This is a genomic window from Paraburkholderia sp. Ac-20336, from assembly GCF_017105025.1.
In the GTDB taxonomy this organism is placed as follows: Bacteria; Pseudomonadota; Gammaproteobacteria; order Burkholderiales; family Burkholderiaceae; genus Paraburkholderia.
In genome coordinates this window covers 58,753-84,653 of sequence record NZ_JAAGPS010000001.1, presented here as the reverse complement: position 1 = coordinate 84,653, position 25,901 = coordinate 58,753, and the positions used below count along the sequence as shown (strand labels likewise).

Genomic DNA, 25,901 nt, shown 5'->3' with positions numbered 1-25,901 from the left:
GGTATCTTAAATATGGTGCAGATGCAGGGCAGGCTCGAAGATCGGCCGCCGCGCGAGTCGATGGAATACGACGTGGTGATCGTCGGCGGCGGCCCGGCCGGGCTGTCGGCGGCGATCCGCCTGAAGCAGCGCGCCGCCGCGCAGGGCGTCGAGCTCGGCGTGTGCGTACTCGAAAAAGGCTCGGAGATCGGGGCGCATATCCTCTCGGGCGCGGTCATGGACCCGCGCGCCATCACCGAACTGATCCCCGACTGGAAGGACAAAGGCGCGCCGCTGGACGTTCCCGTCACCGAGGACCGCTTCCTGTTCCTCACCGCAACCGGCGCGAAGGCCGTGCCCAACTGGGCGCTGCCGGATAACTTCAAAAACCACGGCAACTACGTCATTTCGCTCGCGAACGTGACGCGCTGGCTGGGTCAGCAGGCCGAGGCGCTCGGCGTCGAAATTTTCCCGGGTTTTCCCGCCGCCGAGGTGCTCTATAACGAAGACGGCTCCGTTAAGGGCGTCGCGACCGGGAACCTCGGCATCGGCAAGGACGGCGAGCCGACCGAAAATTTCCAGCTCGGCATGGAACTGCACGCGAAGTACACGCTGTTCTGCGAAGGCGCGCGTGGGCATCTCGGGCGTCAGCTGAACGAGAAGTTCAAACTGCGCGACGGCGTCGATCCTCAGGTCTACGGCATCGGCATCAAGGAACTGTGGGAAATCGATCCCGCGAAGCACAAGCCGGGCCTCGTGATGCACACGGCTGGCTGGCCGCTCGAGAACGATACGTACGGCGGTTCGTTCCTTTATCACCTGGACAACAACCAGATCGTGGTGGGCTTCGTGGTCGGCCTCGGTTATTCGAATCCGTACCTGTCGCCGTTCGAGGAATTCCAGCGCTACAAGACACACCCGGCGATCCGCGCGATTCTCGAAGGCGGCAAGCGCGTGTCGTACGGTGCGCGGGCAATTACGGCGGGCGGCCTGATGTCGCTGCCGAAGCTGGTGTTCCCAGGCGGTGCGCTGGTCGGCGACGATGCGGGTTTCCTGAACGTCTCGCGTATCAAGGGTTCGCACGCGGCGATCAAGACCGGCATGCTCGCGGCCGACGCGGCCTTCGATGCCGTGCAGGCCGGCCGCCAGTCTGACGAACTGACTGAGTATCCGGAAGCCTTCAAGACCTCATGGCTTCACACCGAGCTGTATCGCGCACGCAACTTCAAGCAGTGGATGAGCAAGGGCCTGTACCTCGGCACGCTGATGGTCGGCATCGAGCAGAAGCTGCTGGGCGGCAATGTACCGTGGACGCTGCATCACCAGCATTGGGATCATGAAATGCTGAAACCGGCTTCGCAGTGCAAGCCGATCACGTATCCGAAGCCCGATGGCAAGCTCACGTTCGACCGGCTTTCGTCGGTGTTCATTTCGAACACGAATCACGAAGAGAACCAGCCCGCGCATCTGACGCTGAAAGACCCGACCGTGCCGGTCAACGTCAACTGGCAGACCTATGCGGGTCCGGAGTCGCGCTACTGCCCCGCTGGCGTGTATGAATTCGTCAAGAACGATGACGGCAACGAGCGGCTTGTGATCAATGCGCAGAACTGCGTGCACTGCAAGACCTGCGACATCAAGGACCCGACACAGAACATCGTATGGGTCACGCCGGAAGGTGGTGGCGGGCCGAACTACCCGAATATGTAACCAAGCGGCGAAAGCGACTTCGAGCATGACTCGAACATCGTTGACGCTTCATGAATTTTTTAGTATTTTCATGTATACGCGTGTTTTTCGAAGCACGCTAACCAGGACAGGAGAAGTTTGATGACGCAGGCCAAGTACGACGTCGTGGTGGTGGGGGGCGGCAATGCAGCGCTGTGCGCGGCGCTATCGGCGCGTGAGAAGGGCGCAAGCGTGCTCGTGCTGGAACGCGCACCCGAGGATAAGCGGGGCGGCAACAGTGCGTACACCGGGGGTGGCTTCCGCATGGTTCATCACGGCGCCGACGACATCAAGGCGATTGTCCCTGACCTGACGGAAGATGAGATCGGCCGCACGGATTTCGGCCAGTACACGCGCGAGGATTACCTCGACGATCTCGGCCGCATCACGCAGTACTACATCGATCCTGATCTCGCCGAAGTCATCGTCGACAGCAGCACCGACACGGTTCACTGGATGCGCGGGCGCGGCGTCAAGTTCGTCCCGAACTATGGCCGCCAGGCGTACAACGTCAACGGTCGATTCAAGTTCTTTGGCGGCGTGGTGATCTACGCGAACGGCGGCGGACGCGGCCTCGTCGATCAGCTGTACAAGGCGGCCGAAGCGCAGGGCATCGATGTGCGTTACGGCGTGCAGGCCAAGGGACTCGTCGTCGACGAGCGCGGTGTGTGCGGTGTGCGCGTCGTGGCGAATGGCCGCGAGAGCGTCATCGACGCGAAAGCGGTGGTGCTCGCGTGCGGCGGCTTCGAGGCGAATCGGGAGATGCGCACACGCTATCTCGGCCCCGGCTGGGATATGGCGAAAGTGCGCGGCACCCGCTACAACACCGGAGACGGCATCCAGATGGCGCTCGACATCGGTGCCCAATCGTACGGGCAGTGGTCCGGTTGTCACTCGGTCGCGTGGGAGCGCTATGCGACGGACTTCGGCGATGTCGATCATCCGCATGCGGGTTATCGGCACAGCTATCCGATGGGTATCATGGTCAATGCCGACGGCAAGCGTTTCGTCGACGAAGGCGCCGATTTCCGCAACTACACGTACGCAAAATACGGTCGCGTTGTGCTGCAGCAGCCGGGCAGTTTCGCATGGCAGATCTTCGACCAGAAAGTGAAGCCGCTGCTGCGCGACGAATACAAGCTGCGCGGCGCGACCAAAGTGCTTGCCAACACGCTCGAAGAACTCGCCGATCGTCTGCAGGACGTCAACGGCCGCCAACTGCTCGAAACGATCCAGCAGTACAACGCGTCGATCCGCAAGGACGTGCCGTTCGATCCGAACGTGCGCGACGGACGCTGCACCGAAGGGCTCGACGTCAACAAGACCAACTGGGCCAACACGATCGAAGACGGTCCGTTTGAAGCGTATTCGGTGGGCTGCGGCATTACGTTCACGTTTGGCGGCCTGAAGATCGACACGTCGGCAAACGTGCAGGACATCGAAGACCAGCCGATCGCGGGTCTCTACGCGGCAGGCGAACTGGTCGGCGGCCTGTACTATTTCAACTATCCGGGCAGCACCGGTCTGATGGCCGGTTCGGTGTTCGGACGCATCGCGGGCCGCGAAGCCGCCACGCATGCGGCTAGCATGCAGGCAGCCGCCACTGCGTAGCAGCGCTATCGACGGATACGGTCCGGTTCGCGCGCTGCGTCGACGAACAACGCCGCTGCATACACTGATCGAAACGTCATTTAAGGAAATACGCTGACATGGCAACCACATCCACGCGCTCACGCAAGAAGGCAACCGTCGAGGCCGCCGAGCTGGAAGTACGGGACGAAAAACAGCACGGCTCGCGTAGCGACTACGTGTACCAGATGCTGCGCAAGCGCATTGAAAGCGGTGAACTGAAGCCGGGCGACCGCGTCATGGAAGTCGAGATCGCGGAGCAGCTCGAGGTCAGCCGCACGCCGGTGCGGGATGCGTTGCGGCGGCTCGAAAGCGACGGCATGGTGGTCATCGAGCCGCGCGTCGGCTTGCGGATCGCATCGCTTAGCCGCGGCTCGATTCTCGAGTTGTATTTGATGCGCGAACTGCTCGAAGGCACCGCGGCGGGACTGTGCGCGACGCATGCGACGGAACTCGAGCTGATGGAGCTCGAAGAGCTGGTGCGCAAGGAGAAGTCGTTGCAAGGCGACTACGAAGCGCTGGCGCGCCACAACCGGCGCTTCCACGAAGCGATCTATCACGGTGCGCACAACCGCTATCTCGAGAAGAGCCTGAACGCGGTGAACGATTCGATGTGGCTGCTTGGCCGCAGCCTGATGTATAAGCCCGAGCGTGCGGAAACCGCGTACCTGCAGCATCGCGAACTGCTCGAAGCGATTCTCGCGCGTGACAGCGTGACGGCCGAAAAGCTTGCGCGCGAACATATCGCGGCCGCGAAGAAGGTCAGATTGCGCGCTCTTTTCGATAGCCAGGAATAGGGACAAGGAGGCCCAGATGGGTCAGACGATCGCTGAGAAGCTTTTCAGCAAGAACAATATTCACGGACAGCCCGCCTATGCGGGCGACGTGATCGAAGCGCGCATCGATGGCGCGATGATGCACTATCACGCGTCCGAGCCGATGCATGACATGGCGCAGCAAGCCGGCTTCAAGAATGGCTTGCCGCGTGTGTGGGATCCGGAGCGCATCTTCGTGCTGCTCGATCATCATCAGCCGACTCTCTCCCAGAAGCAGGCCGACGAGAACGCGCTGGTGCGCAGCGAAGTCGAGCGTCTCGGCATTCGCTGCTTTCACGATTCCGAGCCCGGTATCGCGCATCAGATGATGGCCGACTACGGCCTGATGCGTCCGGGCGAACTCGTCGTCGGCAACGATTCGCACACGATCTCGTACGGCGCGCTCAACGTCGGCGGCACGGGCATCACGCGTGCCGACATGTTCTACGTGCTGTTGTTTGGCGAATTGTGGTTCCAGGTGCCGGAGTCGATCCGCATCACGCTGAACGGCACGCAGCCGAACTATCCGATCGCGAAAGATATCATCCTGTATCTCGCCGGCCAGTACGGTGACGATTTCGCAAGCGGCAAGTCGATCGAATACACCGGTTCGCTGGTGCCGCAGATGTCGATCGACAGCCGCATGTGCCTGTCGGCACATGGCGTCGAAGTGGGCGCGAAGCTTGCAATGTTTCCCTACGACGAGCGTACGCGCGACTATGTACAGAAGCGCACCGATCGCGGATACGAGCCGATCGTTGCGGACGCTGACGCGAAGTATGTGCGCGAGATCACCGTCGATGTCGATTCGATGCCGTTCGTGGTCGCGAAGCCGCATCAGTTCGGCAATGTCAGTCCGATCGACGAGGTGCGCGGCCAGCGCATCCATCAGGCGCAGATCGGTTCGTGCGCGAATGGCCGGTTCGAGGACATCGAGATCGCCGCGCGCGTGCTAAAGGGCCGTAAGGTCGCAAAAGGCGTGCGCTTCCTGATTTCGCCGGCGTCGCAGAAAGTTTATCTCGAGTGCATGAAGGCAGGCCTGATCGAAACGCTGCTGGAAGCGGGCGCGCAGGTCATCACGCCTGGCTGCGGCATTTGCCAGCCGAAAGTGGGTTTTCTGTCGAACAAGGAAGTGTGCATCACGTCGACGACGCGCAACTTCAAGGGACGCAAGGGCAGCCTCGACGCCGAGATTTATCTGGCGGGTCCGCTTTCCGTCGCGGCGGCGGCGCTGGCTGGCGAAATCGTCAATCCGAAGGAGCTCGTCAATGCGCTTTGATATGAACCGCCCGATCCAGGGCCGCGTATGGAAATTCGGCGATTCGATCGAAACGGACGCTATCAATCCGTACTACCACTATCCGACGATGGACGAGATGAAGCTTCACACCATGGAAGCGTATCGTCCGGAGTTCGCGAAAGAGGTCAAGCCCGGCGACATTCTGGTCGCGGGGCACAACTTCGGTTGCGGTTCGAGCCGGCCGGGCCTCGTGCTGCGCGAAGTCGGCATCGCGGCGATCGTCGTCGAATCGGTGTCGCGGCTCTTTCTTCGCAACAGCATCGCGCGCGCGATTCCGATCTTTCTCGCGCCAGGCATCACGAGTCTGGTCGACGACGGTCAGACACTGCGCATCGATTATCCAGGCGGTAAGGTGATTAACGTCGACAACGGCAACGAGATTGCGATGCGCCGCTTCCCGCCACTGATCGAAGCGATTTTCGGTGCAGGCGGTTTGCCCGAATACGCATACGAGCGCTACATGCGCGAGCAGCAGATCGTTTGACGCGGCGAGGCGTGTCACTGCGCCGCGATGTTCTCAAATTATTTTGGTTGACTAAATAAAAGGAGGCGAGGTGCGTAACCGGTTCAATCACTGCGTGAGAGCAGGATTGTTTTTGCTGGCGCTGCTTGGCGCGATATCGACGGCACATGCCGCCGACGCGTATCCCGACAAGCCCATCCGCATGCTTGTCGGTCAGGCGCCGGGCGGCGGCACCGACGTGGTCGCGCGTCTGGTGGCGAAAGAAATGACGCAAACGCTCGGTCAGTCGGTCGTGGTCGAAAACCGTACCGGCGCCGCGGGCTCGATCGCCGCGAGCGTGGTGTCGAACAGCGCGCCGGACGGCTACACCGTGTTGCTGGTATCGAGCAGCTACGCGATCGATCCGAACCTGATGAAACTGCCGTTCGATCCGATGAAGGATCTCGTGCCGGTGAGTCTGCTTGCACAGGTGCCGTTCCTGCTCGTCGTGAATCCGAAACTGCCGGTGAAGAACGTCGGCGATCTGCTGGCGCTCGCGAAGCAAAAGCAGGGCAGCCTCACGTTCGCGTCGGGCGGCCCGGACAGCTCGGGGCATCTCGCGGGCGTGCAGCTCATGAACCTGTCGAAGATCCCGATGACCCACGTTCCGTATCGCGGCGCGGGGCCGGCTCTCGTCGACGTGATTGCCGGGCAGGTCGACTTCATGTTTGCGAGCGTGTTGTCGGCGACGCCGCTCGTCAAGCAAGGCCAGTTGCGCGCGATCGCCGTGTCGAGCGACAGGCGTTCGGCGTCGAATCCGCAACTGCCGACGGTCGCTGAATCCGGCGTGCCCGGATATCGCTCAGGTAGCTGGTACGCACTGCTCGCGCCGAAGAATACGCCGCCTGCCGTGCTCGACAAGCTGCAGGACGCGGCCGCTAAAGCCGTGCATGCGAAGGTCGTGCGTGACACGTTGAGCCTGGACGGTGCCGAGCCGGTCGGCAGCACGCGGCAGGAATTCCAGAGCTTTCTCGCCGGCGAGATGGACAAGTTCAAAAAGCTCGTGGAGATGGCGCGTGCGTCGGTCAAGTAATGTAATCGCAAGAGGGTATAACGCATGAAGGTTCTGGTAACCGTGAAGCGCGTCGTCGATCCGAACGTCAAGGTGCGTATCCGCGGCGACGGTTCGGGGGTCGATCTGGCCAACCTGAAGATGACGATGAATCCGTTCGACGAAATCGCCGTCGAGGAGGCGGTGCGGCTGAAGGAGCAGGGCGTCGCGAGCGAGGTCGTGGCGGTGTCGGTCGGGCCGTCGCAGTGTCAGGAGACACTGCGCACCGCGATGGCAATGGGCGCGGATCGAGGCATTCTTGTCGAGAGTGCGGCAGGGCTGGAGCCGCTCGCTGTCGCCAAGCTGGTGCGCGAAGTCGTCAAGGCTGAAGCGGCCGATCTGGTTATCGTAGGCAAACAGGCGATCGACGACGATTGCAATCAGACTGGCCAGATGCTTGCCGCGTTGCTTGGCTGGCCGCAGGCGACGTTCATTTCGAAGCTGGAATTGCGCGACGGGCATCTCCTGCTGACGCGCGAGATCGACAGCGGCAGCGAGACGCTCGAATTGCCACTGCCTGCCGTCGTGACTACCGATCTGCGGCTGAACGAGCCGCGCTATGCGACCTTGCCCAGCGTGATGAAAGCCAAGCGCCTGCCGCTCGCGGTGAAGAAAGCCGATGAGCTCGGCATCGATCTTACGCCGCGCCTGACGCAGCTTGGCGTCGAGGAACCCGCGATGCGCGCGCCGGGCGTGCGTGTCGCCAGCGCAGCCGAGATGGCTAGCAAACTCCACTCCGTTCTGGGAGCCGATTGACATGGCAGTACTGGTGATCGCCGATCACGACGGCGAAAAAATGAGCGAGAGCGTACGCAACGTGGTGACCTGCGCGCGCGAACTGAGCAATGAGGTCGACGTCATCGTCGCGGGCGAGACGGTCGGTGCGCTGGCCGAAAGCGCGCGGCGTATCGCGGGCGTGCGCGTTGTGAAGACACTCGAGGCGACCTGCTATCGCGGTAGCGCGGCGGAGAACGTCGGGCATGCGCTCGCCGCGATGATCGACGGCTATACGCACGTGCTGGCCGCCGCGAGCGGCTATGGAAAGAATCTGGTGCCGCGCCTCGCCGCGCTCGCCGACGTACAGCCAGTTTCCGATGTGATGCAGGTACTTTCCGCCGACACGTTCAAGCGGCCGACGTACGCCGGCAACGTGATCGCGACGGTTCGCTCGAGCGACCGCATCAAGCTGATGACGGTGCGCGTCACCGCGTTCGCGGCCGCACCGCTGGATGGCGACGCGTCCGTCGAAGCGTGCAGCGCCACCGCGGATCTGCAACTGTCGCGCGTGGTGTCGATCGACATCGCACACTCGGATCGTCCCGATCTGTCGAGTGCGCGCGTGGTCGTGTCGGGTGGGCGCGGGATGGGCAGCGCGAAGAACTTCGAGGTGCTCACGCCGCTCGCCGACAAGCTCGGTGCGGCGATCGGTGCGTCGCGCGCGGCGGTCGATCTCGGTTTTGTGCCGAACGACTATCAGGTCGGGCAAACGGGTAAAGTCGTCGCGCCGGAGGTCTACGTTGCGGTCGGCATTTCCGGCGCGATCCAGCACCTCGCGGGCATGCGCGACAGCAAATACATCTTCGCGATCAACCGCGATCCCGAAGCGCCGATCTGCGCGGTTGCCGATTATTGGCTCAACGAGGATCTGTTCGAAGCCGTACCCGCACTGGTCGATGCGCTGTAGTCACGCGTGCGATACAAGAATCGCGCTATGACGTGATGGACCGCAGAGTCCACGCGAAGTCGAAAGACGTAGGAGACATAAGATGCAAAGTACTAGCCGGATTGGGCGGCTCTTTAATCGTCGCAATCAGGATTACTACGCCGGCACACTGATGATGATAGTCGGGTTGTCGGCGGCCTATACGGGCAGAAGCTACGGCGTCGGTTCGTTCTCGCGGATGGGCGCCGGCTTCTTTCCGGTCGCCCTCGGCGGACTGCTCGTGCTGGTGGGTATCGGTATCGCGATGAGCCGCAAGCACACCGATACCGCCGTCGAAAGTCAGATCTCGACCGAGATGCCGCGCAAATCCGACGTATCGCTGGGTCTGCGCATGCGCGGCTGGCTTTGCATCATCGCGAGCATCATCGCGTTCGTCGTGCTCGGCAGATACGGCGGCCTGCTGCCGGCGTCGTTCGCCGTCGGTCTGATCGCGGCGCTGGGAGACCCCGACAACCGCCTGCGCGATGCGTTGCTGCTCGCGCTCGCGCTGTGCGTCGTCGCGACGGTCGTGTTCTGGTGGGCATTGCGCATGCAGTTCCCGCTGTTTACCTGGGGTTAAGCCGATGCTCGCTCAATCCCTCTTCGATCTGTGGCACGGCTTCGCCATCGCGCTCGAACCGCACAACCTGATGTGGGTGTTTTTCGGCGTACTGGTAGGCAATCTGATCGGCGTACTGCCCGGCATGGGAGCGCTCTCGGCGATGTCGATCCTGTTGCCGCTGACGTATGCAATGCACGCGGTGCCGGCCGTGCTGATGCTCGCGGGCATTTTTTACGGCTCGCAGTACGGCGGCGCGATCGGCGCGATCCTGCTTAATCTGCCGTGTCATCCGCCGCACGCGGTCACCTGTCTGGACGGCTATCCGATGACGCGGCAAGGGCGCGGCGGCGCGGCGCTCGGCATCACGATGATCGCGTCGTTTGTCGCGGCGTCGTTCGGTATCGTCGTGATGGTATTTGCTTCGCCGGCGCTGGTGCGTATCGCCTTCAAGTTCGGTCCTGCGGAACTGTTTTCGATCATGCTGCTCGGGCTGATCGTCGGCGGCACGATGTCGCGCGGTGCGCCGCTCAAGGGCATCGCGATGGTGCTGGTCGGCCTGCTCGTCGGCATGGTCGGTACCGACGTCAATACCGGCACGATGCGCTTCACGTTTGGTTTCATCGATCTGGCCGACGGCGTGCAACTGGTCGCGCTCGCGCTGGGCCTGTTCGGCGTTACCGAATTTCTGCGCAACGTCAACTGCATGGACGCGGTCGGCAGCGGCACGAAGGTGAGCCTGCGCGACATGCGACCGAGCGGTGCGGAGTTGAGGCAGGCGGCGGGGCCTATCGCGCGCGGTACGCTGATCGGTACGCTGTTTGGCGCGATGCCCGGTACGGGGCCGACGATCACGACGTTCATCGCGTACGCGCTTGAAAAGCGTATCGCGCGTCAGCCAGGACGCTTCGGGCAGGGGGCGATCGAAGGCGTTGCGAGTCCCGAGGCGGCGTCGCATTCGAAGACCCAGGTCGACTTCATTCCGACGATGTCGCTCGGCATTCCCGGCGATGCGGTGATGGCGCTCATCCTCGGCGCGCTGCTGATCCAGGGCATCCAGCCCGGCCCGCAACTGATCGTGCAGCATGCCGATCTGTTCTGGGGCTTGATCGCGAGTTTCTGGATCGGCAACGTCCTGCTGATCGTGCTGAACGTGCCGCTGATCGGCCTGTGGGTACGCATGCTGCGCGTGCCGTACCGGCTGCTGTTTCCTGCGGCGCTGTTCTTCATCGCGGTTGGTGTGTACTCGACCAACAACAGCCTGTTCGAAGTGCTCGAAGTGCTGGTCTTCGGACTGGTGGGCGCGGTGTTCGTGCTGCTTGAGTTTCCGGTTGCGCCGATCCTGCTCGGTTACGTGCTCGGTCCGATGGTCGAAGAGAATTTCCGTCGCGCGATGGTGCTGTCGCAAGGCGATCCGGCGATCTTCGTCGAGCGGCCGATCAGCTGCGCGTTCGTATCGTTGTGCGCGTTACTGATCGTCGTGCAGTTGGGCTTCTGGCTGCGCCGGCTGATTGGCCGACGGCGCAGCCGCGATGTCGGCATGGAGCGGCGGGCATTCGAAGGCAAGTAACGTCGTGGCCCGGCGCACCGATCTGCGCGCGGCCGGGCGCGACCGGAGAGTAGCGATGGCATCCCGATACCGGCTGGTCTTGCTGTTGTGGGCTATGCAGTTCGTCAACTACCTCGATCGCATCAATATCTCGGTCGCTGCGCCGACGATGATGCGGTCGCTATCGATCGATGCGGTCGCGTTCGGCATGGTGCTCGCCGCGTTCACGCTCGGTTACGCGCTGATGCAGATTCCCGGCGGCATGCTGGCGGACCGCTATGGCGCGAAAAGATTGCTGGTGTGTGCGCCGATCGCATGGTCGCTGTTTACAGGGCTCACCGGGTTCGTGCAGACGCTGACCGCGCTGATCGCGGTACGGCTGTGTTTCGGTCTCGCGGAAGGTTCGGCGAACGCGTCGCTGTACAAGCTGGTCGGCGACAACTTTGCATCGCGCGAACGCGCCGCGGGCAACGGCGTGTGGCAAAGCGCGCTCGCGATCGGACCGGCGGCGGTCGCGCCGCTTTCCGCATGGCTGCTGCTCGAAGCGGGATGGCGGCAGATGTTCTTCTGGTTCACGATTCCGGGTTTGCTGATCTCGGTGGTGCTGTATTTCGGTGTACCGTCGCGTGGCGAGATCGTGCGCGATGCCGAACCTATCGCTAAAGACCTGTCATCCGGCTGGTCCGGGCTGTTCCGCCGTCCGGGCACGTGGCTCGTGATGCTCGGCTACATGACGTTCAACATGGGCTATTGGGGGTTTCTCGGCTGGATGCCCGGCTATCTGGCGCTCGAGCGTCATCTGGATCTGCACGCGCTCGGCTACGGCGCGTCGATTCCGTATCTTGCGGGGCTCGTCGGGCTGATCCTGTCTGCGTGGCTGAGCAGCACGGTGCTGCATCGCTATCGTCCGCAACTGATTGCGGCGGGCTATCTCGCGGCAGCCGTCGCGCTGTATATGACGTTCAACGCGCAAAGCCTGTCGGGCTGCCTTGCGTATCTATGCGTCGCGGCGTTCTTCATCTACGGCAATTTTCCGCCCACGGCGGCCGTGCTGCTCGATGTCGGTCCGCAGAAAGGCCGCGGCACGTTCGTTGGTATCGCGAATACCTTCGGTCAGGCGGGCGGTTTCGTCGCGCCGCTGGTGGTCGGTTTTGTCGTGCGCATTACGCATTCGTTCGCGGGCGGCTTCGCGTTCATGGTGTTCGCGCTGGTTTGCTCCGCTTTGAGCTTTCTTGCGCTGTATCCCTATGTGGCCAGGGCGAAATCGTCTGCGTGGGTGCGAGGTGAGGTTTAGGAGAAGCCGTAGTCGTGGGGCCGTCGTGCAACACTTGAGTTTCCCGGGCACGTTGGAGCTGTGGTGTCCGGTTTTTCATGAGTCTTCGACCGTAGGGCGAAGCCTGTATTGCCGGGCGATTTCACCCGGCGGCAAATCTACTGCCCACACATCGCGCGAAGTGCCTGCACCACTTCATCGGGGATTTCGAGCCGGTCGGTCTCGACGCGCGCCGCACGCTCTGCCATCGATCGCTCGAACGGCATACGTACGGGCGCACCGTTTTCGACCGGGCGGGTGGAGTGGATTGCATCCGTATAGCCGTCGACGGCGGCCTTGTAGTCATCGAGCGAGGTGAGCAGATCGGGCCGCACGGCGATCGCCAGAAAGCCGAAGTCGCGCAACTCGCCCGGCATGATGGGCGAGCCGGCCAGCATGCCGAGCAGATGCACGATGATCGCGAGGCCGCTGCCTTTGTGGCCGCCCCATGGCGCCAGCGCGCCGCCGAGCGCGGCGGTAGGATCGCGCGTTTCGCGGCCGGCCGCATCGAATGCGACACCGGCCGGCAATGCTTCACCAATGCGTTGCGCGAGTTTCACCTGTGCATGGATGATCGATGAGGTGCCGATATCCCAGATCACCGGCTGGCGGTTCGACGGAAAGCCGAAGCAGATCGGATTGGTGCCGAAGCGGCCCTCGGTACCGCCATGCGGGGCAACCCACGGTGAGGCGTTCGACGCGAGCATGACGATGAGATCCTGCGCAACGGCCATTTCCGCGTAGTAGGACAGCATGCCCGTGTACCAGGTGTTGCTCGCGCCGACGATCGCGATGCCTGCGCTCGACGCTTTGTCGATCGCCAGCCGCGTGGCGCGTTCTGCGACCAGATAGCCGAGCTGATCGCCGCCGTCGAGCCGCGCCGATACCGCGGACTCCTTGACGACGGCAATCGGGTGCGTCGGACGTGGCGTGTCCGCGAGACGTTCCGCAATGCTCAGAATACGCGCGAGTCCACTGAAGCCGAGTCCGCGCAATTCGCAATCCATCAGGTGCGCCACGATGATTCGCGTTTCGGCGTCGCTATAGCCGAGTTGCATCAGCGATGCATGTGCGAGTTCGCGCGCTGCTGTAACGGTCAGATTCATCTACGATCCCCCATGCAATCCATTAGCGCGGCGCAGCGTCGAGCCGCACGATCCAGTCCTCGGTTTCCTTGCTGTGCGCCGGATAGCGCGTCAGCACGGCGGGATCGTGGCCGGGTATCACGTGTTGTGCGGAGCCGGCCAGTTCATGCACGAGGCGGTAGCCTTCGATCATGTCGCCGACGTTGTAGACGGCCGGAAACGGACGGTTCTGCTCCATGTTCGCGTACAGGTGCGACGCATCCGACGCGAGCACGACCCAGCCGCGCTCGGTATGCACCCGTACGACCTGTAGGCCGTCCGTATGGCCGCCGACACGATGTACGCTGAGTCCCGGCGTAATGTGCGACGTCCCGTCATGAAACACCACGCGACCGTCGAAAATGCGGCCCACCATCGACTTCACGTCTTCGGGATCGAACGGATGATTCAGCGCGCCATGGCACATGCAGCGGCCGGTGCAATAAGCCATCTCGCGATCCTGCACGTGATAGCGCGCTTTCGGAAACAGCGAGCGGTTGCCGGCGTGGTCGTAGTGCATGTGCGTGACGATCACGTCCTCCACCGCGCTGGAGTGAATGCCGATCGCGGCGAGGCCCTCTTCGACCGGACGCGTGATGATACGGCGGCGCTTCGCGCCCACTTCGGCATCGAAGCCCGTATCGACCAGAAAGCTGCGACTCTCGCCGACGACGGCCCACACGAAATAGTCGAGCGGCATGTTCACGTCATGCGGATCGCCGCCGAGAAAGTTGTCTCGCGCGGGGCGGTCGTGATGCGCGTACTTGATCGCGTAAATCTTGTAATTTTCGAGTGCGGTTGTCATGACGGGTGTCTCCTGTCCTCAATGTATGAGAGCGCTATCATAACTCTCTCGCGGCTCGTTGTGTTGAGTCGTCGCGCGGGTTGCCGCAGGCGCGAATGGCGTGCCGCTGTTGTCCGTTGTCATGGGCGAGCCTCGTCTGGCCCAAGGGCGGGGGGCGTTCAAGGCGGCGTGGAGCGCCGTGCCGCATGCGCTACAATCCATCATCGAACTGAAGAGTCGGATGGACGAGTGAAAAAGCGTGTGGCGGCCGTCGACGACGGAAAGACCGGGTTGAAAAGCGGAACGAAAGCCGCGCTGAAACCAGCTGTCGGTACGGGCAAGACACGCACGGGCGGACAGGCGGTGCGCATGATCGACGTGGCGAACGCGGCGAACGTGTCACTGATGACTGTATCGCGGGCGCTCAACGAACCCGAGCGGCTCTCCGAGGAAACCCGTAAGCTCGTGCTCGATACGGTGCGCCGCATTGGCTACGTGCCGAATCACATCGCATCGAATCTCGCGTCGGCACGCTCGAATGTGGTCGGCCAGATCGTGCCGAGTATTCAGAATTCGCTGTATTCGCACAGCATCAAGGGCTGCGCGGACGTACTGCGTGCCGCCGGCATGCAGTTGCTGTTGGCCGACAGCGGCTATTCGCTCGAAGAGGAAGAGGCGCTGATCGATGCGTTTATCGCACAGCGCGTGTGCGGACTGGTACTGCACAATACGGTCCATACGCCGCGCGCCGCGCAGGTGATCCGCGCGGCCGGCATTCCGATCGTCGAGACGGGCGACCTCGCGCGCACGCCGCTCGACATGGCGATCAGCTACTCGAACTACGCCGCCGCCAGGGAGATGACGCTGTATCTGGCCGGCCGCGGCTACCGGTCGATCGGTTTCGTCTGCCTGACTACCCGTAACAACATGCGCGCTCGCGAGCGTCTGAAGGGCTATCACGCGGCGCTCGCCGCGCTCGGCCGTGAGCGCAATCCGGCGCTGGTGCGTGAAGTGGAGGGCGGCCTGACCTCGGGCGCGCACGCGCTCGTGGACATGATGCAGCGCGTGCCGGACGTCGACGCGATCTTCTTTGCCGGCGATGTGCTGGCTATCGGCGCGCTATTCGAAGCGCAGCGGCGCAACTGGAAAGTGCCGGAGCGCATCGCGATTGCCGGCTTCGACGACCTCGACATCCTGCGCCATACGGTGCCGCGTCTCACCTGCCTGAATCTGCCACGGCTCGAAATCGGCCGCCGCAGTGCCGAAGCGTTGCTGCAACGCTTGCGCAGCAACGAGCCGGCCGTGCCGACGCGGCTCGATCTCGGCTTCGAGATCATCCAGCGCGAAAGCACCTGACCCGGCGGGCATTCTGCCCATCATGTGTCCGAAGCGGCCCCGTTCCGCCGCTGGTTTGTCAGCCTCAGCGTGCGATATGCCGCTTACTTTTTCGATGGTTCCAGCCACGGCGTTCCACGTATGAGTTTCGCGTGGCGCCGCGCGTATTCCATTTTGCGTTTTTTCTGGCCTGCTGCCTGGCAATGCTCCGGGCAACTCCCTATGTTGCAGCACTTTATCTTTTCATATAAGTTAGCGCTACCATTTAACGCGGCGGGTAGTCTATACTTCGCCGAAGCCCGGCGACGGGCGCGCCAGTCGACAAGGAAAATCGCAGAATGAAGGGGAAAACTGCACTCGTAACGGGATCGTCTCATGGTTTGGGCTTTGCGATGGCCGATGCACTAGCGACAGCCGGCTGTCAGGTCGTGCTGCATGGCGTCGAGCCGCCCGCGCACGTCGAGGAGGCACGCGCGGCCTTCGAGGCAAAGCATGGCCGCCGCGCCGATTACCTGCAGGTGGATCTTGGCGATGCGTGCGCCGTCGAGCGGATGATGTTCGAAGTGATCGAGCGGCTCGGCTCGATCGACGTGCTGGTCAATAACGCGGTAGTACGCCATTTCGCGCCGATCGATGCGTTTCCGGTCGACAGGTGGGAGCAGGCGCTGGCGGTCAACCTCAGTGCGGCCTTTCACTCGATTCGCCTCGCCTTGCCGGGGATGCGCGAACGCGGCTGGGGCCGCATCTTTAATATGACGTCGGTGTACGGTATGCGCGGCACGGTCAACCGCGTCGATTACGTGACGACCAAGTCCGCGCTGCTTGGCCTTACGCGCGCGGTCGCCGCCGAAACGATGGGGCAGGGGATTACCTGCAACGCGATCTGCCCGGGTGCGGTGCATACGCCGACTAGCGAGAACCGGATTCAGGCATTGATGGAAGACACGGGACTCGACCGCGAGACGGCGGTCGAGCGTTTTCTGACCGGCAAGCAGCCGACCGGCCGCTTCGTCGAAGCGGCGCATGTCGCCGATCTCGTCGTGTTCCTGTGCGGCGATGCGGCGGCGCAGATGACAGGCGCGATGCTACCGGTGGAGGGAGGCTGGCTCGCGATCTGAGCCGTGGCGCTGCGAACGGGCCGTCATGGCAAGCGCGGGCATGCTGCGCTTGCCGTGCTTCGCTACCCGATCACGCAACTCAGCGCGAACAGATCCACCTGTGGTTCGCGCACGCGGCTCGCCACGCTTTCAATTGCGCGGCACGCAGCCGCCACACAAGCTTCGAGTGCGGTTGCTCGCGCGCTTTCGAGCATCAACAGATGTCCGACGGTATCGTCGTGATCCGGCTCCGCATGACGTTCGACCGCGCAATGCACACCCATCATGCGCGGTTCGCGCATGATTGTGTCGCATAGCGACACGCCCTGTCGCGCATCAATTTCCCTCGGTATGCGCAGACGCAGTGTTGCCAGTGCGCCGCCGATGCCGTCTCCCGTCGTAGCCAGCACGCCGAAAGTGCCGCGCGCCGAGGTGCGCAGATGCGGCTTCATTTGCTGCGTCCATGGCGTTGGTGACGCGACGCGCGCCTGATAGGGGGCTTCGGTCAGCACCTGGTCATTGGCCAGCTCATAGCAGGCGAAATAGGCCGGGTGCCCGGTATCTAACGACGTATAGCGCCGTGCCCGCACGAAGCCGGGAATATCGACTCGCTCGCGCAAGTGTTCGCGCGTGATCCACGCGTCGTATTCACTTTCGTGAAGTTCGGGCGCGATCGTATTCCAGATCGCGAGCACTGCCTTGCCGGCAACGGCCATCGTGACGTCTCCTCGTGGTTGAAGGGATCGCGGCACACCGATTGCACGGCCGGCCGCGCTGCCAGGACTTACGATGGTAGCGCTATCCATTCGAGGCGGCAAGCAGTGAGGCGGTATGACCGATAACCTCGGATGATATGAACTATCCTGACTTTATCGGCCCGCGCGAGGTCGTGACGGGCAGCGGCACGGCATTGAGCCGCGAAGTGGTTTCGCGTTTCGTACGACGTGGCACCGAAGTCATGGCGGCAGACATTCCGCGGCGAATGCCGGGTCCGTCTCCTGCCCGGAAAGCCGGCTTCAGCCCATCAGTTCGCGCCAGCTAACTTTGGGGTCGGCGAGCGCTATCGGGTCGAGTCGTCCGTTTTTCGCCAGCACGCGGCGCAATGCGGAAATATCGCGGCCGGCATCGAAGGCGATGGCGCCCGTTACGCGGCCGTCCGCATCGAAGGCGAACAGGCTGTGCGCACCGTCCGCCGTACCGCGCATGACCCACACCGGCGCATCCGGAATGTGGCCGAGCATCTGGATGTTCACGCCCAGTTGATCGGACCAGAACCACGGTACGTCGTCGTAGCGTCGCGGCTCACCCGCCGCCGTTGCGCCGGCCGCCCGCGCCTGCAGTTCCGCGACTTGCCACGACTCGATGCGGTGCAGGCCGCTGCGGCCCTCGACCGGATGGCGCGTTACCTCTCCCGCCGCGAAGATGTACGGGTCGTCGGTACGTCCGTATGCGTCGACGAGAATGCCGTCGTCGACAGCGAGGCCCGCTTGCTGCGCCAGCTCGGTGTTCGGTATGACACCGATGCCGATTACGATCAGGTCCGCATGAACCGGATGCGCGGCGTCTTGCAGCGCGATGCGCACGCCGACTTGCGGTCCCTGTTCGATGCGTGCGATCCGTGCACCGAGCCGCACGTCGACGCCCGCCGCTCGATGCATGGCCAGTACGCGACGGCTCGCGGCGTCGGGAAACACACGTGCGAGTAGCCGGTCGGCCAGATCGATCACGGTGACGGTGCAGCCGTGGTGCCGCGCTGCCGCGGCCACCTCGAGGCCGATGAAGCCGCCGCCGATCACGGCCACATTCGCGCCGGCCCGCAGGCGCGGCTGCAAACGATGCGCGTCGTCGCGCGTGCGCAGATAGAAAACATCGTCGTCCAGTTCGCGCGGCAGCGGCAGACGTCGCACGCGCGAGCCGGTGGCGAGAATCAGTTGCCCGTAGCGATAGCGATGACCCGTGGCGGTATCGACCACGCGGGCCGTTTTGTCGACCGCTGTCGCGCGCTCGCCTGGCCGCACCTCGATACGTTCGTCGGCGAACTGTGCGGCGCTGAGCTTTTCGCACGCGGCGCTATTGGCCAGATCATGCAAGACGTCTTTCGAGAGCGGCGGGCGATCGTAGGGCAAATGCATCTCATCGCCGAGAATCGCGATGCGCGCGTCCGGCCGTACCGCGCGTGCGGCTTGCGCGGCGCATCGTCCTGCCTGACCGCCACCGATTATCAGAATGTCGAACTGTTGGTTCATGGATTCACGCAAATGAAAAGGACGGGACAGGAGCGCAAGGATTGCATGCAATCCGTTTTCGCGAATGTCGGGTATCTACTCATTCCATGCATTTAGGTTAGCGCTATCATAGCACCACACGAAATCGATACGGTGAAGTCGAAAGGGTCCAATACCAGGGAGACACGACGCATGAGATTCGGGGCATTCTGCTGTGCGGCCATCACGGTACTTTCCGCCGGCTGGTCAATCCAGGCATCGGCGCAGATTTCAGGCGACGCCGTGAAAATAGGCTTTCTCACCGATATTTCGGGAACCTACGCCGACAACGACGGGCAGGGCGGCGTGGAAGCGATCAGGATGGCAATCGCCGATTTCGGCGGCACGGTCAACGGCAAGAAGATCGAGCTGCTGTATGCGGATCATCTGAACAAGGTGGACGTCGCGAACAACAAGGCGCACGAGTGGTTCGATCAGGACGGCCTCGACATGATGATCGGCGGCGCTAACTCGAGTGTCGGCCTCGCGCTGGCGAAACTGTCGGCCGAGAAGAAAAAGCCGTTCATGGCGGTCACCGCGGCAACCGCGCGGCTCACCAACGAAGACTGCACGCCGTACACGGTCGCCTACGCATACGACACGATCTCGGTGTCGCGCGGCACGGGGGGCGCGATCGTCGATCAGGGCGGCAAGACCTGGTTCTTCATCACCGCGGACTACGCGTTCGGTACATCGCTGCAGGACGAAACGGCGAAGGTCGTGCAGGCGAAGGGCGGCAAGGTATTGGGTTCGGTCAGGCACCCGGTGGGTGCGTCGCCCAACTTCTCCTCGCTGGTGTTGCAGGCACAGGCGTCGAAAGCGCAGATTCTCGGCTTGGCCACCAGCGGCGGCGATCTGATCAATGCGGTGAAAACGGCGAACCAGTTCGGCGTCAACAAGACGATGCACCTCGCCGCGATTCTTACGCACATCACCGAGATAAATTCTCTCGGCCTCAATCTGACCCAGGGCATGTATCTCACGGACAGCTGGTACTGGGATCAGGATGACGAATCGCGTGCGTGGTCCAAACGCTTCTTCGCGATCGTGCATCGCATGCCGACCGCGATGCAGGCGGCCGACTACTCGGCCACGCTCACTTATCTGAAAGCGGTCAAGGCGCTCAATAGCGATGACGGCGACAAGGTGATGGCCTACATGAAGACGCATCCGATCGACGACCTGTTCACGAAGCATGGCACGATCCGTCCCGACGGACGCATGGTGCACGACATGTATCTACGCCAGGTGAAGACGCCGGCCGAGTCGAAATATCCGTGGGATTACTACAAGACGATTCGCACGATTCCAGGCGATCAGGCATTCAACACGAAAGCCGAATCGCAATGCAAGTTGTGGAAGTGACGCGGCGGGCTTGCGGAATCAGATATGGAAATTTTCGGCTATCCGGTACAGGCTGTCCTGTCCCAACTGGTGATCGGTCTCGTCAACGGCTCGTTTTACGCGATGTTGTCGCTCGGTCTCGCGATCATTTTCGGTTTGCTCAATGTAATCAACCTGTCGCATGGCGCGCTGTACATGCTCGGCGCGTTCGCGACGTGGATGGGGCTCGACTATCTCGGCCTCAGCTACTGGGCAATGCTGATTCTCGCACCGCTGATCGTCGGGTTGATCGGCGTCGTGATCGAGAAGACGATGCTGCGCTGGCTCTACAAGCTGGATCACCTGTACGGGCTGCTGCTGATGATCGGCCTCGCGAGCTTTCTCGAAGGCCTGCTGCAGTCGTTCTATGGCGCCTCGGGCGTGTCGTATTCGGCGCCCGACGCGCTGAACGGTGCCGCCGATCTCGGCTTCATGGTGCTGCCGGTGTATCAGGCGTGGGTCGTCGCGGTAAGCCTCGTCGTATGTTTCGCGACCTGGTATGCGATCGAGCGCACACGTCTGGGCTCGTATCTACGGGCGGGCACCGAGAACCCGCGCCTCGTCGAGGCTTTCGGCATCAACGTGCCGCGCCTGATCACGCTGACCTACGCTTTCGGCGTGGGCCTCGCTGGACTGGCCGGCGTGCTGGCCGCACCCACGGTGCAGGTGTCGCCACAGATGGGTTCGAACCTGATCGTCGTGGTGTTCGCGGTGGTGGTGATCGGCGGGTTGAGTTCGATCGTCGGCGCGATCGTCACGGGGCTCGTGCTCGGGGTGGTGGAAGCGCTGGTCAGCCTGTTCTATCCGCAGGCGTCGGCTACGGTCGTATTCGTCATTATGGCGATCGTACTGGTGCTGCGCCCAGCGGGCCTGTTCGGCAAGGAGCGTTGAACATGCATGCATCCGACCGTTATGTGCTTCACGGGAGATTCGCGCGATGATCGACAGAAAAGTCGCTTATGGCTTCGCAGTCGTCGTATTCCTGCTGGCTCCGCATTTCGTTTATCCGCTGTTTCTGATGAACGTGCTGTGCTTCGCACTGTTCGCGTGTTCGTTCAATCTTCTGATCGGCTTCGCCGGGCTGGTGTCGTTCGGGCATGCCGCGTTCTTCGGTGGCGCGGGTTATATCGCCGGCTATGTGCTCGCGACGCTGCACTGGCCGTTTGCGCTCGGCATCGTCGCCGGCATCGTGACGGGCGCATTGATGGGGCTGGGCTTCGGTCTGCTGGCCGCACGTCGCAACGGTATCTATTTCTCGATGATTACTCTCGCGCTCGCGCAGATGATTTACTTCGTATTCCTGCAGGCACCGTTTACCGGCGGCGAGGACGGCTTGCAGGGGATTCCGCGCGGCACGCTCGCGGGTCTCGATCTGACCGACGATATGACGTTCTATTACGTCGTGCTTGCAATCACCTCCCTCGGCTACGCGCTCATGCTGCGGGTCGTGCATTCACCGTTCGGCCAGGTACTGCTCGCGATCCGCGAAAACGAAGCGAGGGCCGTGTCGCTCGGGTATGACGTTACGCGTCACAAGCTGCTTGCGTTCGTGCTGTCGACCTCGCTCGCCGGGCTCGCGGGAGCGACGAAGGCAGTCTCGGTCGGCACGCAGACGCTCACCGATGCGCACTGGGCGATGTCCGGCCTCGTCATCCTGATGGTGCTGATCGGCGGTATGGGCACCTATTTCGGTCCGGTGATCGGCGCGTTGGTCATCGTCGCACTCGAGAGCAAGCTCGGCGACTTCGGCAATCTGCTCGCGGAGACCACGCATGTCGACTGGTTCAGGCAGATCGGCGTCTCGGTGACGATGGTGACGGGGCTGATCTTCGTGGTGTGCGTGCTGACGTTCAGGCGTGGCATCGTCGGTTCGATGCTGGCGTTGTCGCGCAAGGCGGGTGGGCAGGGAGCGCGTCAACATGGATGACCTGATTCTCGAAACGCGCGATCTGAGCAAGGACTTCAAGGGCTTCACCGCGGTCAATCGCGTGAACCTGAAAGTGCGGCGCGGGCATATCCATGCGCTGCTCGGGCCGAACGGCGCGGGCAAGACGACCTGCTTCAACCTGCTGACGAAGACGCTGGCGCCCACTTCCGGCCGCATCCTGTTCAACGGAATCGACATTACCTCGCAACGGCCGTCGCAGGTCGCGCGACGCGGCATTGTGCGTTCGTTCCAGATTTCCGCGGTGTTTCCGCATATGACGGTGTTGCAGAACGTGCGTGTCGGCTTGCAGCGCGCGACGGGCACGTCGTACCAGTTCTGGCGTAGCGAACGGGCGCTGAACGTGCTTAATGAGCGCGCCATGCAGTTGCTGGAGGAAGTCGATCTCGGCAGCTTCGCGGATCGCGTCGTCACGGATCTGCCGTACGGCCGCAAACGCGCACTCGAAATCGCGACCACGCTTGCGATGGACCCGGAACTGATGCTGCTCGACGAGCCGACCTCCGGCATGGGACACGAAGACGTCGAACGCGTGACCGAACTGATCAGGAAAGTGTCGGCGGGACGCACGGTGTTGATGGTCGAACACAACATGGCAATGGTCGCGGGTATCAGCGACCGCATTACGGTGCTGCAGCGCGGCGCGATTCTCGCCGAGGGCGATTACCAGACCGTGTCGACCGATCCACTGGTTGTCGAAGCGTATATCGGCGCGCCGCAGGAACCGCAGCGCAGGGAGGTTGCATGAGCGAGGCCGCATTGCAAGTCAGCAACCTGCATGCCTGGTATGGGGAGTCGCACGTGCTGCATGGCGTCGACCTGACGGTCGGACACGGCGAAGTGGTCAGCTTGCTCGGTCGCAATGGTTCCGGCCGTACGACGCTGCTGCGCGCGGTGTTCGGCCTGACAGGTGCCCGTAAGGGGTCGATCCGGATCGGCGGGGTCGAGGCGATCGGCCGGCCCACGCATCGTATCGCGCATATGGGCGTCGGGTATTGCCCGGAAGAGCGTGGCATTTTCGCGTCGCTGAACGTTGAGGAAAACCTGCTGTTGCCGCCCGCGTTGTCGAAGCATGGCGAAGGGATGTCGATGCAGGAGATCTACGAGGTGTTTCCGAATCTGCACGAGCGCCGCACGAGCCAGGGTACGCGGCTGTCGGGCGGTGAGCAGCAAATGCTCGCGCTCGCGCGCATCCTGAGAGCCGGTGCGCGGATTCTGTTACTCGACGAGATTTCGGAGGGGCTCGCGCCGGTGATCGTGCAGGCGCTCGGCCGGATGATCCGCATGCTCAAGGAGCGCGGCTACACGATCCTGATGGTCGAGCAGAATTTCCGCTTCGCCGCGCCGCTCGCGGACCGTTTCTATGTGATGGAGCACGGCGAGGTCGCCGAACATTTCGCGGCGCCCGAGCTGCCGTCGAAGATGGCGCGCCTTGGCGCGTTGCTCGGCGTCTAGCGCATGGGCGCACGGGCACGGCGCGCAGTCGCCGGTTTGATCGTGAAATGTTACGCGCTGGGTTGGGTTTGGATGGATGGCGCTAACACGAAGTTTTTTCCGTATTCAGGCGGATCGCCCGGACTCAGACGCCCGCGGCCCGGGCGCGGTGAGTGAAGGACGACAACGAGAGCGGCAACGCTCCATTTGGGAGAACGTGAATGTCTAGTCGGACCGGTGCGCAGGTATTGATCGAACAACTGGCGGCTCGCGGCGTGACGCGGATTTTCGGCGTGCCGGGCGGCGATTGCAGTCTCGATGTGATCGAGGCGGCAAACGAGGCAGGGATCGAATTCGTCGTGACGCGCACGGAAAACTCGGCTGCGATGATGGCGGCAGTCACGGCCGAACTGACCGGCAGTCTCGGCGTCGTGCTGACGACGCGCGGCCCCGGTCTCGCGAACGGCGTGAACGGTGTCGCGTATGCAGCGCTGGACCGCGCGCCGATCGTGCTGATCGGCGACGGTTACGAGCACGAGCAGGCTTTTATCAGCCATCAGCGTTTCGATCAGACGCGCGTGCTGGAGCCGCTGATCAAGGGCGCCGCGCGGCTCGACACGCCGGTTGCGCTGCCGGCCGTCGGCGCGTTGCTCGACACCGCGTTGAGCGCACCGTACGGACCGGTCTATCTGGAAGTCACCGGCGCGGGCATGCGCGGTACGGTGCCGGCCGATGCGGTGCCCGTGCAGGTCGCGAGGCCAGTGCCCGCCGCTCCCGGGCCCGCCGTCTTCGAGCATGCGCGCAAGGTGCTGGCAGCGGCGAGGCGGCCTGTGATCATCGCTGGTTTGCAGGCGGCCGAGGCGCGTGCCAGCGAAGCCTTGCGCCGGCTCGCCGCAAAGCTGCAATGCCCGGTGTTGGCGACGTACAAGGCGAAGGGCGTATTGCACGACGCCGATCCGCTCATGCTCGGCTCGTACATCGGTGGTGCCGCGGAAGACGAGACGCTGCGCAGTGCGGATCTGTTCGTGCTGTTCGGCGCGGACCCGGTCGAATTCGCGCCGCAGCCGTGGCGCTATACGACACCGGTGCTCGATATCGCGCTGCATTCATTCCCGCGTCACTACTTTAACCCGGTCGCATCCGTGATCGGCGATCTGGCCGTTGCCGCCGCGCAGCTTGAGGTCGGTCTTGCACGCAGCGACTGGCACAGCACGCAGCTCGGCACGCTGAAGGAAGGCATGCGTGCGCGCGCGCTGACGCACGGCGGCGGCCCGATTACGCCGCAGTCGCTAACCGAGGCCGCCTGCGCGGCGCTGCCGGCGAACGCACGTATCACTGTCGATGCAGGCGCGCACATGCTGCCCGTGATGGCGCACTTCCAGGCGAACGCGCCGCGCGACGTGCTGATCTCGCGCGGTCTCGCGACGATGGCCTTCGCGTTGCCGGCCGCGATCGGCGCGGCGCTCGCCGAGCCGAACCGGCCAGTGGTCGCCTTCACCGGCGACGGCGGGCTGATGATGTGCGCGGCCGAATTCGCCACCGCCGTGCAGGCAGGCTGCAAGCTGACGGTAGTGGTTTTCAACGACTCGAGCATGACGCTGATCGGCGTCAAGCAGCGTCGCCGCGATCTGCCGCATGCCGGGGTCGATTATTCGCACACCGACTTCGCGCAGGTCGTGCGTGGTTTCGGCGCCAGGGGCTGGCGCGTCGAGGATCCGGCGCAACTGGCCGATGCGCTGAGTGCGGCGCTCGCGGCCGACGGTCCGAGCGTGGTCGACGTCGTGATCGATCCGGAGCCGTATCACGCGCAGATCCGCTCGCTGCGCGGCTGAACGCCGCGTGGCGCGACGCAGTAGATATCAGGACCACTGAAGGAGAGCCGCAACGATGACTCAGCAACCTGGGAGCATGCAGGACCTCGACGCTGCCGGCCGTGCGCAGATACGCGCCGAACTGCGCGATTTCTACGACGACTATGCATTCGCGCTCGACGAATTCGACCTCGATCGCTGGTCGACATTTTTCACCGACGATTGCCTGTATCGGGTGGTGTCGCTCGAGAACCATACCGCGCAACTGCCGCTGTCGACGATGCAGTGCGAGGGCATCGGCATGATCCGCGACCGCATTGCCGGCATCCGCGAGACGGCCGTGTTCGAGCCTCGCGTGCTGCGCCATATGGTGAACGGCGTGCAGGTCAACGCGATCGACGCGCAGGGCTGGTCGTCGCAGGCGAACTTCGCGATTTTCGAAAGCATGTCGGACCGCGAAGCGCATCTGCTGCTGGTTGGCCGCTATATCGACCGCGTCGTGCGCGAGGGCGGCGCGCTGAAATTCCGTCAGCGGATCTGCGTGTTCGACAATTACCGCATCCGCACGTCGTTGATTTATCCCGTCTAACGAGGCACG

At 63.1% G+C, this 25,901-nt stretch carries 24 protein-coding genes; 20 read left to right on the top strand and 4 right to left on the bottom strand.

What is annotated here, in order from left to right; genetic code table 11:
• Positions 1-21 precede the first annotated feature (21 nt).
• The 11 genes from GXB81_RS00390 (at position 22) to GXB81_RS00340 (ending at position 12,108) form a co-directional block, all read left to right on the top strand.
• The gene (locus GXB81_RS00390; protein ID WP_205988146.1) at positions 22-1,689 is read left to right on the top strand and encodes an electron transfer flavoprotein-ubiquinone oxidoreductase; all 1,668 of its coding nucleotides are present in this window, start codon (positions 22-24) and stop codon (positions 1,687-1,689) included.
• Between the two features lie 120 nt (positions 1,690-1,809).
• Positions 1,810-3,318 (top strand): FAD-dependent tricarballylate dehydrogenase TcuA, encoded by a 1,509-nt coding sequence (gene tcuA / locus GXB81_RS00385; protein ID WP_205987992.1) that lies wholly within the window; start codon positions 1,810-1,812, stop codon positions 3,316-3,318.
• Between the two features lie 98 nt (positions 3,319-3,416).
• On the top strand, positions 3,417-4,133 hold the full coding sequence (locus tag GXB81_RS00380; RefSeq protein ID WP_167283289.1) for a GntR family transcriptional regulator: 717 nt from the start codon (positions 3,417-3,419) through the stop codon (positions 4,131-4,133).
• A gap of 16 nt (positions 4,134-4,149) precedes the next feature.
• Complete coding sequence (locus tag GXB81_RS00375) at positions 4,150-5,430, top strand: aconitase/3-isopropylmalate dehydratase large subunit family protein (protein ID WP_167044456.1); 1,281 nt, start codon at positions 4,150-4,152, stop codon at positions 5,428-5,430.
• The gene (locus GXB81_RS00370; protein ID WP_167044453.1) at positions 5,420-5,935 is read left to right on the top strand and encodes a 3-isopropylmalate dehydratase small subunit; all 516 of its coding nucleotides are present in this window, start codon (positions 5,420-5,422) and stop codon (positions 5,933-5,935) included. Before GXB81_RS00375 ends, GXB81_RS00370 begins: the two co-directional genes overlap by 11 nt.
• A 112-nt stretch (positions 5,936-6,047) precedes the next feature.
• Entirely contained in the window at positions 6,048-6,986 is a 939-nt protein-coding gene (locus tag GXB81_RS00365) for a tripartite tricarboxylate transporter substrate binding protein (RefSeq protein WP_205987991.1), read from the top strand.
• A 24-nt stretch (positions 6,987-7,010) separates the two neighbouring features.
• Entirely contained in the window at positions 7,011-7,760 is a 750-nt protein-coding gene (locus GXB81_RS00360) for an electron transfer flavoprotein subunit beta/FixA family protein (protein ID WP_167044447.1), read from the top strand.
• A gap of 1 nt (position 7,761) precedes the next feature.
• The gene (locus GXB81_RS00355; RefSeq protein WP_205987990.1) at positions 7,762-8,688 is read left to right on the top strand and encodes an FAD-binding protein; all 927 of its coding nucleotides are present in this window, start codon (positions 7,762-7,764) and stop codon (positions 8,686-8,688) included.
• Between the two features lie 82 nt (positions 8,689-8,770).
• Positions 8,771-9,286, top strand: a complete 516-nt coding sequence (locus GXB81_RS00350; RefSeq protein WP_205987989.1) for a tripartite tricarboxylate transporter TctB family protein — start codon at positions 8,771-8,773, stop codon at positions 9,284-9,286.
• A 4-nt stretch (positions 9,287-9,290) separates the two neighbouring features.
• A complete protein-coding gene (locus tag GXB81_RS00345; RefSeq protein ID WP_167044441.1) occupies positions 9,291-10,835 on the top strand; it encodes a tripartite tricarboxylate transporter permease in 1,545 nt (514 codons plus the stop codon).
• Positions 10,836-10,890: 55 nt separating this feature from the next.
• Entirely contained in the window at positions 10,891-12,108 is a 1,218-nt protein-coding gene (locus tag GXB81_RS00340; RefSeq protein WP_205987988.1) for an MFS transporter, read from the top strand.
• Positions 12,109-12,245: 137 nt separating this feature from the next.
• On the opposite strand, the gene GXB81_RS00335 is transcribed toward GXB81_RS00340, so the two are convergent.
• Positions 12,246-13,232, bottom strand: coding sequence for an Ldh family oxidoreductase (locus GXB81_RS00335; RefSeq protein ID WP_167044435.1), 987 nt, complete (start codon positions 13,230-13,232; stop codon positions 12,246-12,248).
• Between the two features lie 22 nt (positions 13,233-13,254).
• The gene (locus GXB81_RS00330) at positions 13,255-14,055 is read right to left on the bottom strand and encodes an N-acyl homoserine lactonase family protein (RefSeq protein ID WP_167044432.1); all 801 of its coding nucleotides are present in this window, start codon (positions 14,053-14,055) and stop codon (positions 13,255-13,257) included.
• 228 nt (positions 14,056-14,283) lie between these two features.
• Here GXB81_RS00330 and GXB81_RS00325 point away from each other — a divergent pair, with 228 nt between their 5' ends.
• Entirely contained in the window at positions 14,284-15,390 is a 1,107-nt protein-coding gene (locus GXB81_RS00325; protein ID WP_205987987.1) for a LacI family DNA-binding transcriptional regulator, read from the top strand.
• Positions 15,391-15,707: 317 nt separating this feature from the next.
• Positions 15,708-16,487, top strand: a complete 780-nt coding sequence (locus GXB81_RS00320) for an SDR family NAD(P)-dependent oxidoreductase (protein WP_167044426.1) — start codon at positions 15,708-15,710, stop codon at positions 16,485-16,487.
• A gap of 62 nt (positions 16,488-16,549) precedes the next feature.
• Here the strand turns inward: GXB81_RS00320 and GXB81_RS00315 are convergent, their stop codons facing one another.
• A complete protein-coding gene (locus GXB81_RS00315) occupies positions 16,550-17,182 on the bottom strand; it encodes a DUF4286 family protein (RefSeq protein WP_167283290.1) in 633 nt (210 codons plus the stop codon).
• A 300-nt stretch (positions 17,183-17,482) separates the two neighbouring features.
• Entirely contained in the window at positions 17,483-18,712 is a 1,230-nt protein-coding gene (locus GXB81_RS00310) for an FAD-dependent oxidoreductase (RefSeq protein ID WP_205987986.1), read from the bottom strand.
• A gap of 171 nt (positions 18,713-18,883) precedes the next feature.
• Between GXB81_RS00310 and GXB81_RS00305 the strand changes: the two genes are divergently transcribed.
• From GXB81_RS00305 to GXB81_RS00275, 7 genes are all read left to right on the top strand, one after another.
• Positions 18,884-20,095 (top strand): ABC transporter substrate-binding protein, encoded by a 1,212-nt coding sequence (locus GXB81_RS00305; protein ID WP_205987985.1) that lies wholly within the window; start codon positions 18,884-18,886, stop codon positions 20,093-20,095.
• A gap of 24 nt (positions 20,096-20,119) precedes the next feature.
• The gene (locus GXB81_RS00300; RefSeq protein WP_205987984.1) at positions 20,120-21,004 is read left to right on the top strand and encodes a branched-chain amino acid ABC transporter permease; all 885 of its coding nucleotides are present in this window, start codon (positions 20,120-20,122) and stop codon (positions 21,002-21,004) included.
• A gap of 49 nt (positions 21,005-21,053) precedes the next feature.
• Entirely contained in the window at positions 21,054-22,040 is a 987-nt protein-coding gene (locus tag GXB81_RS00295; RefSeq protein WP_205988145.1) for a branched-chain amino acid ABC transporter permease, read from the top strand.
• A complete protein-coding gene (locus GXB81_RS00290; RefSeq protein ID WP_205987983.1) occupies positions 22,033-22,806 on the top strand; it encodes an ABC transporter ATP-binding protein in 774 nt (257 codons plus the stop codon). The genes GXB81_RS00295 and GXB81_RS00290 overlap by 8 nt, the downstream gene beginning before the upstream one ends.
• Entirely contained in the window at positions 22,803-23,513 is a 711-nt protein-coding gene (locus tag GXB81_RS00285; protein ID WP_205987982.1) for an ABC transporter ATP-binding protein, read from the top strand. Before GXB81_RS00290 ends, GXB81_RS00285 begins: the two co-directional genes overlap by 4 nt.
• 200 nt (positions 23,514-23,713) lie before the next feature.
• Positions 23,714-25,324 (top strand): thiamine pyrophosphate-binding protein, encoded by a 1,611-nt coding sequence (locus tag GXB81_RS00280; RefSeq protein ID WP_205987981.1) that lies wholly within the window; start codon positions 23,714-23,716, stop codon positions 25,322-25,324.
• 55 nt (positions 25,325-25,379) lie between these two features.
• Positions 25,380-25,892 carry an aromatic-ring-hydroxylating dioxygenase subunit beta gene (locus tag GXB81_RS00275; protein ID WP_240159076.1) on the top strand — a complete coding sequence of 171 codons (513 nt, stop codon included), beginning with the start codon at positions 25,380-25,382 and terminating at the stop codon, positions 25,890-25,892.
• Positions 25,893-25,901 lie beyond the last annotated feature (9 nt).

Excerpts from the sequence above, each read along its gene's own strand:
- GXB81_RS00390 (WP_205988146.1), top strand. The coding sequence starts at position 22 with ATGCAGGGCAGGCTCGAAGATCGGCCGCCGCGCGAGTCGATGGAATAC.
- tcuA (WP_205987992.1), top strand. The coding sequence starts at position 1,810 with ATGACGCAGGCCAAGTACGACGTCGTGGTGGTGGGGGGCGGCAATGCA.
- GXB81_RS00380 (WP_167283289.1), top strand. The coding sequence starts at position 3,417 with ATGGCAACCACATCCACGCGCTCACGCAAGAAGGCAACCGTCGAGGCC.
- GXB81_RS00375 (WP_167044456.1), top strand. The coding sequence starts at position 4,150 with ATGGGTCAGACGATCGCTGAGAAGCTTTTCAGCAAGAACAATATTCAC.
- GXB81_RS00370 (WP_167044453.1), top strand. The coding sequence starts at position 5,420 with ATGCGCTTTGATATGAACCGCCCGATCCAGGGCCGCGTATGGAAATTC.
- GXB81_RS00360 (WP_167044447.1), top strand. The coding sequence starts at position 7,011 with ATGAAGGTTCTGGTAACCGTGAAGCGCGTCGTCGATCCGAACGTCAAG.
- GXB81_RS00355 (WP_205987990.1), top strand. The coding sequence starts at position 7,762 with ATGGCAGTACTGGTGATCGCCGATCACGACGGCGAAAAAATGAGCGAG.
- GXB81_RS00350 (WP_205987989.1), top strand. The coding sequence starts at position 8,771 with ATGCAAAGTACTAGCCGGATTGGGCGGCTCTTTAATCGTCGCAATCAG.
- GXB81_RS00345 (WP_167044441.1), top strand. The coding sequence starts at position 9,291 with ATGCTCGCTCAATCCCTCTTCGATCTGTGGCACGGCTTCGCCATCGCG.
- GXB81_RS00340 (WP_205987988.1), top strand. The coding sequence starts at position 10,891 with ATGGCATCCCGATACCGGCTGGTCTTGCTGTTGTGGGCTATGCAGTTC.
- GXB81_RS00335 (WP_167044435.1), bottom strand. The coding sequence starts at position 13,232 with ATGAATCTGACCGTTACAGCAGCGCGCGAACTCGCACATGCATCGCTG.
- GXB81_RS00330 (WP_167044432.1), bottom strand. The coding sequence starts at position 14,055 with ATGACAACCGCACTCGAAAATTACAAGATTTACGCGATCAAGTACGCG.
- GXB81_RS00320 (WP_167044426.1), top strand. The coding sequence starts at position 15,708 with ATGAAGGGGAAAACTGCACTCGTAACGGGATCGTCTCATGGTTTGGGC.
- GXB81_RS00315 (WP_167283290.1), bottom strand. The coding sequence starts at position 17,182 with ATGGCCGTTGCCGGCAAGGCAGTGCTCGCGATCTGGAATACGATCGCG.
- GXB81_RS00310 (WP_205987986.1), bottom strand. The coding sequence starts at position 18,712 with ATGAACCAACAGTTCGACATTCTGATAATCGGTGGCGGTCAGGCAGGA.
- GXB81_RS00305 (WP_205987985.1), top strand. The coding sequence starts at position 18,884 with ATGAGATTCGGGGCATTCTGCTGTGCGGCCATCACGGTACTTTCCGCC.
- GXB81_RS00300 (WP_205987984.1), top strand. The coding sequence starts at position 20,120 with ATGGAAATTTTCGGCTATCCGGTACAGGCTGTCCTGTCCCAACTGGTG.
- GXB81_RS00290 (WP_205987983.1), top strand. The coding sequence starts at position 22,033 with ATGGATGACCTGATTCTCGAAACGCGCGATCTGAGCAAGGACTTCAAG.
- GXB81_RS00285 (WP_205987982.1), top strand. The coding sequence starts at position 22,803 with ATGAGCGAGGCCGCATTGCAAGTCAGCAACCTGCATGCCTGGTATGGG.
- GXB81_RS00280 (WP_205987981.1), top strand. The coding sequence starts at position 23,714 with ATGTCTAGTCGGACCGGTGCGCAGGTATTGATCGAACAACTGGCGGCT.
- GXB81_RS00275 (WP_240159076.1), top strand. The coding sequence starts at position 25,380 with ATGACTCAGCAACCTGGGAGCATGCAGGACCTCGACGCTGCCGGCCGT.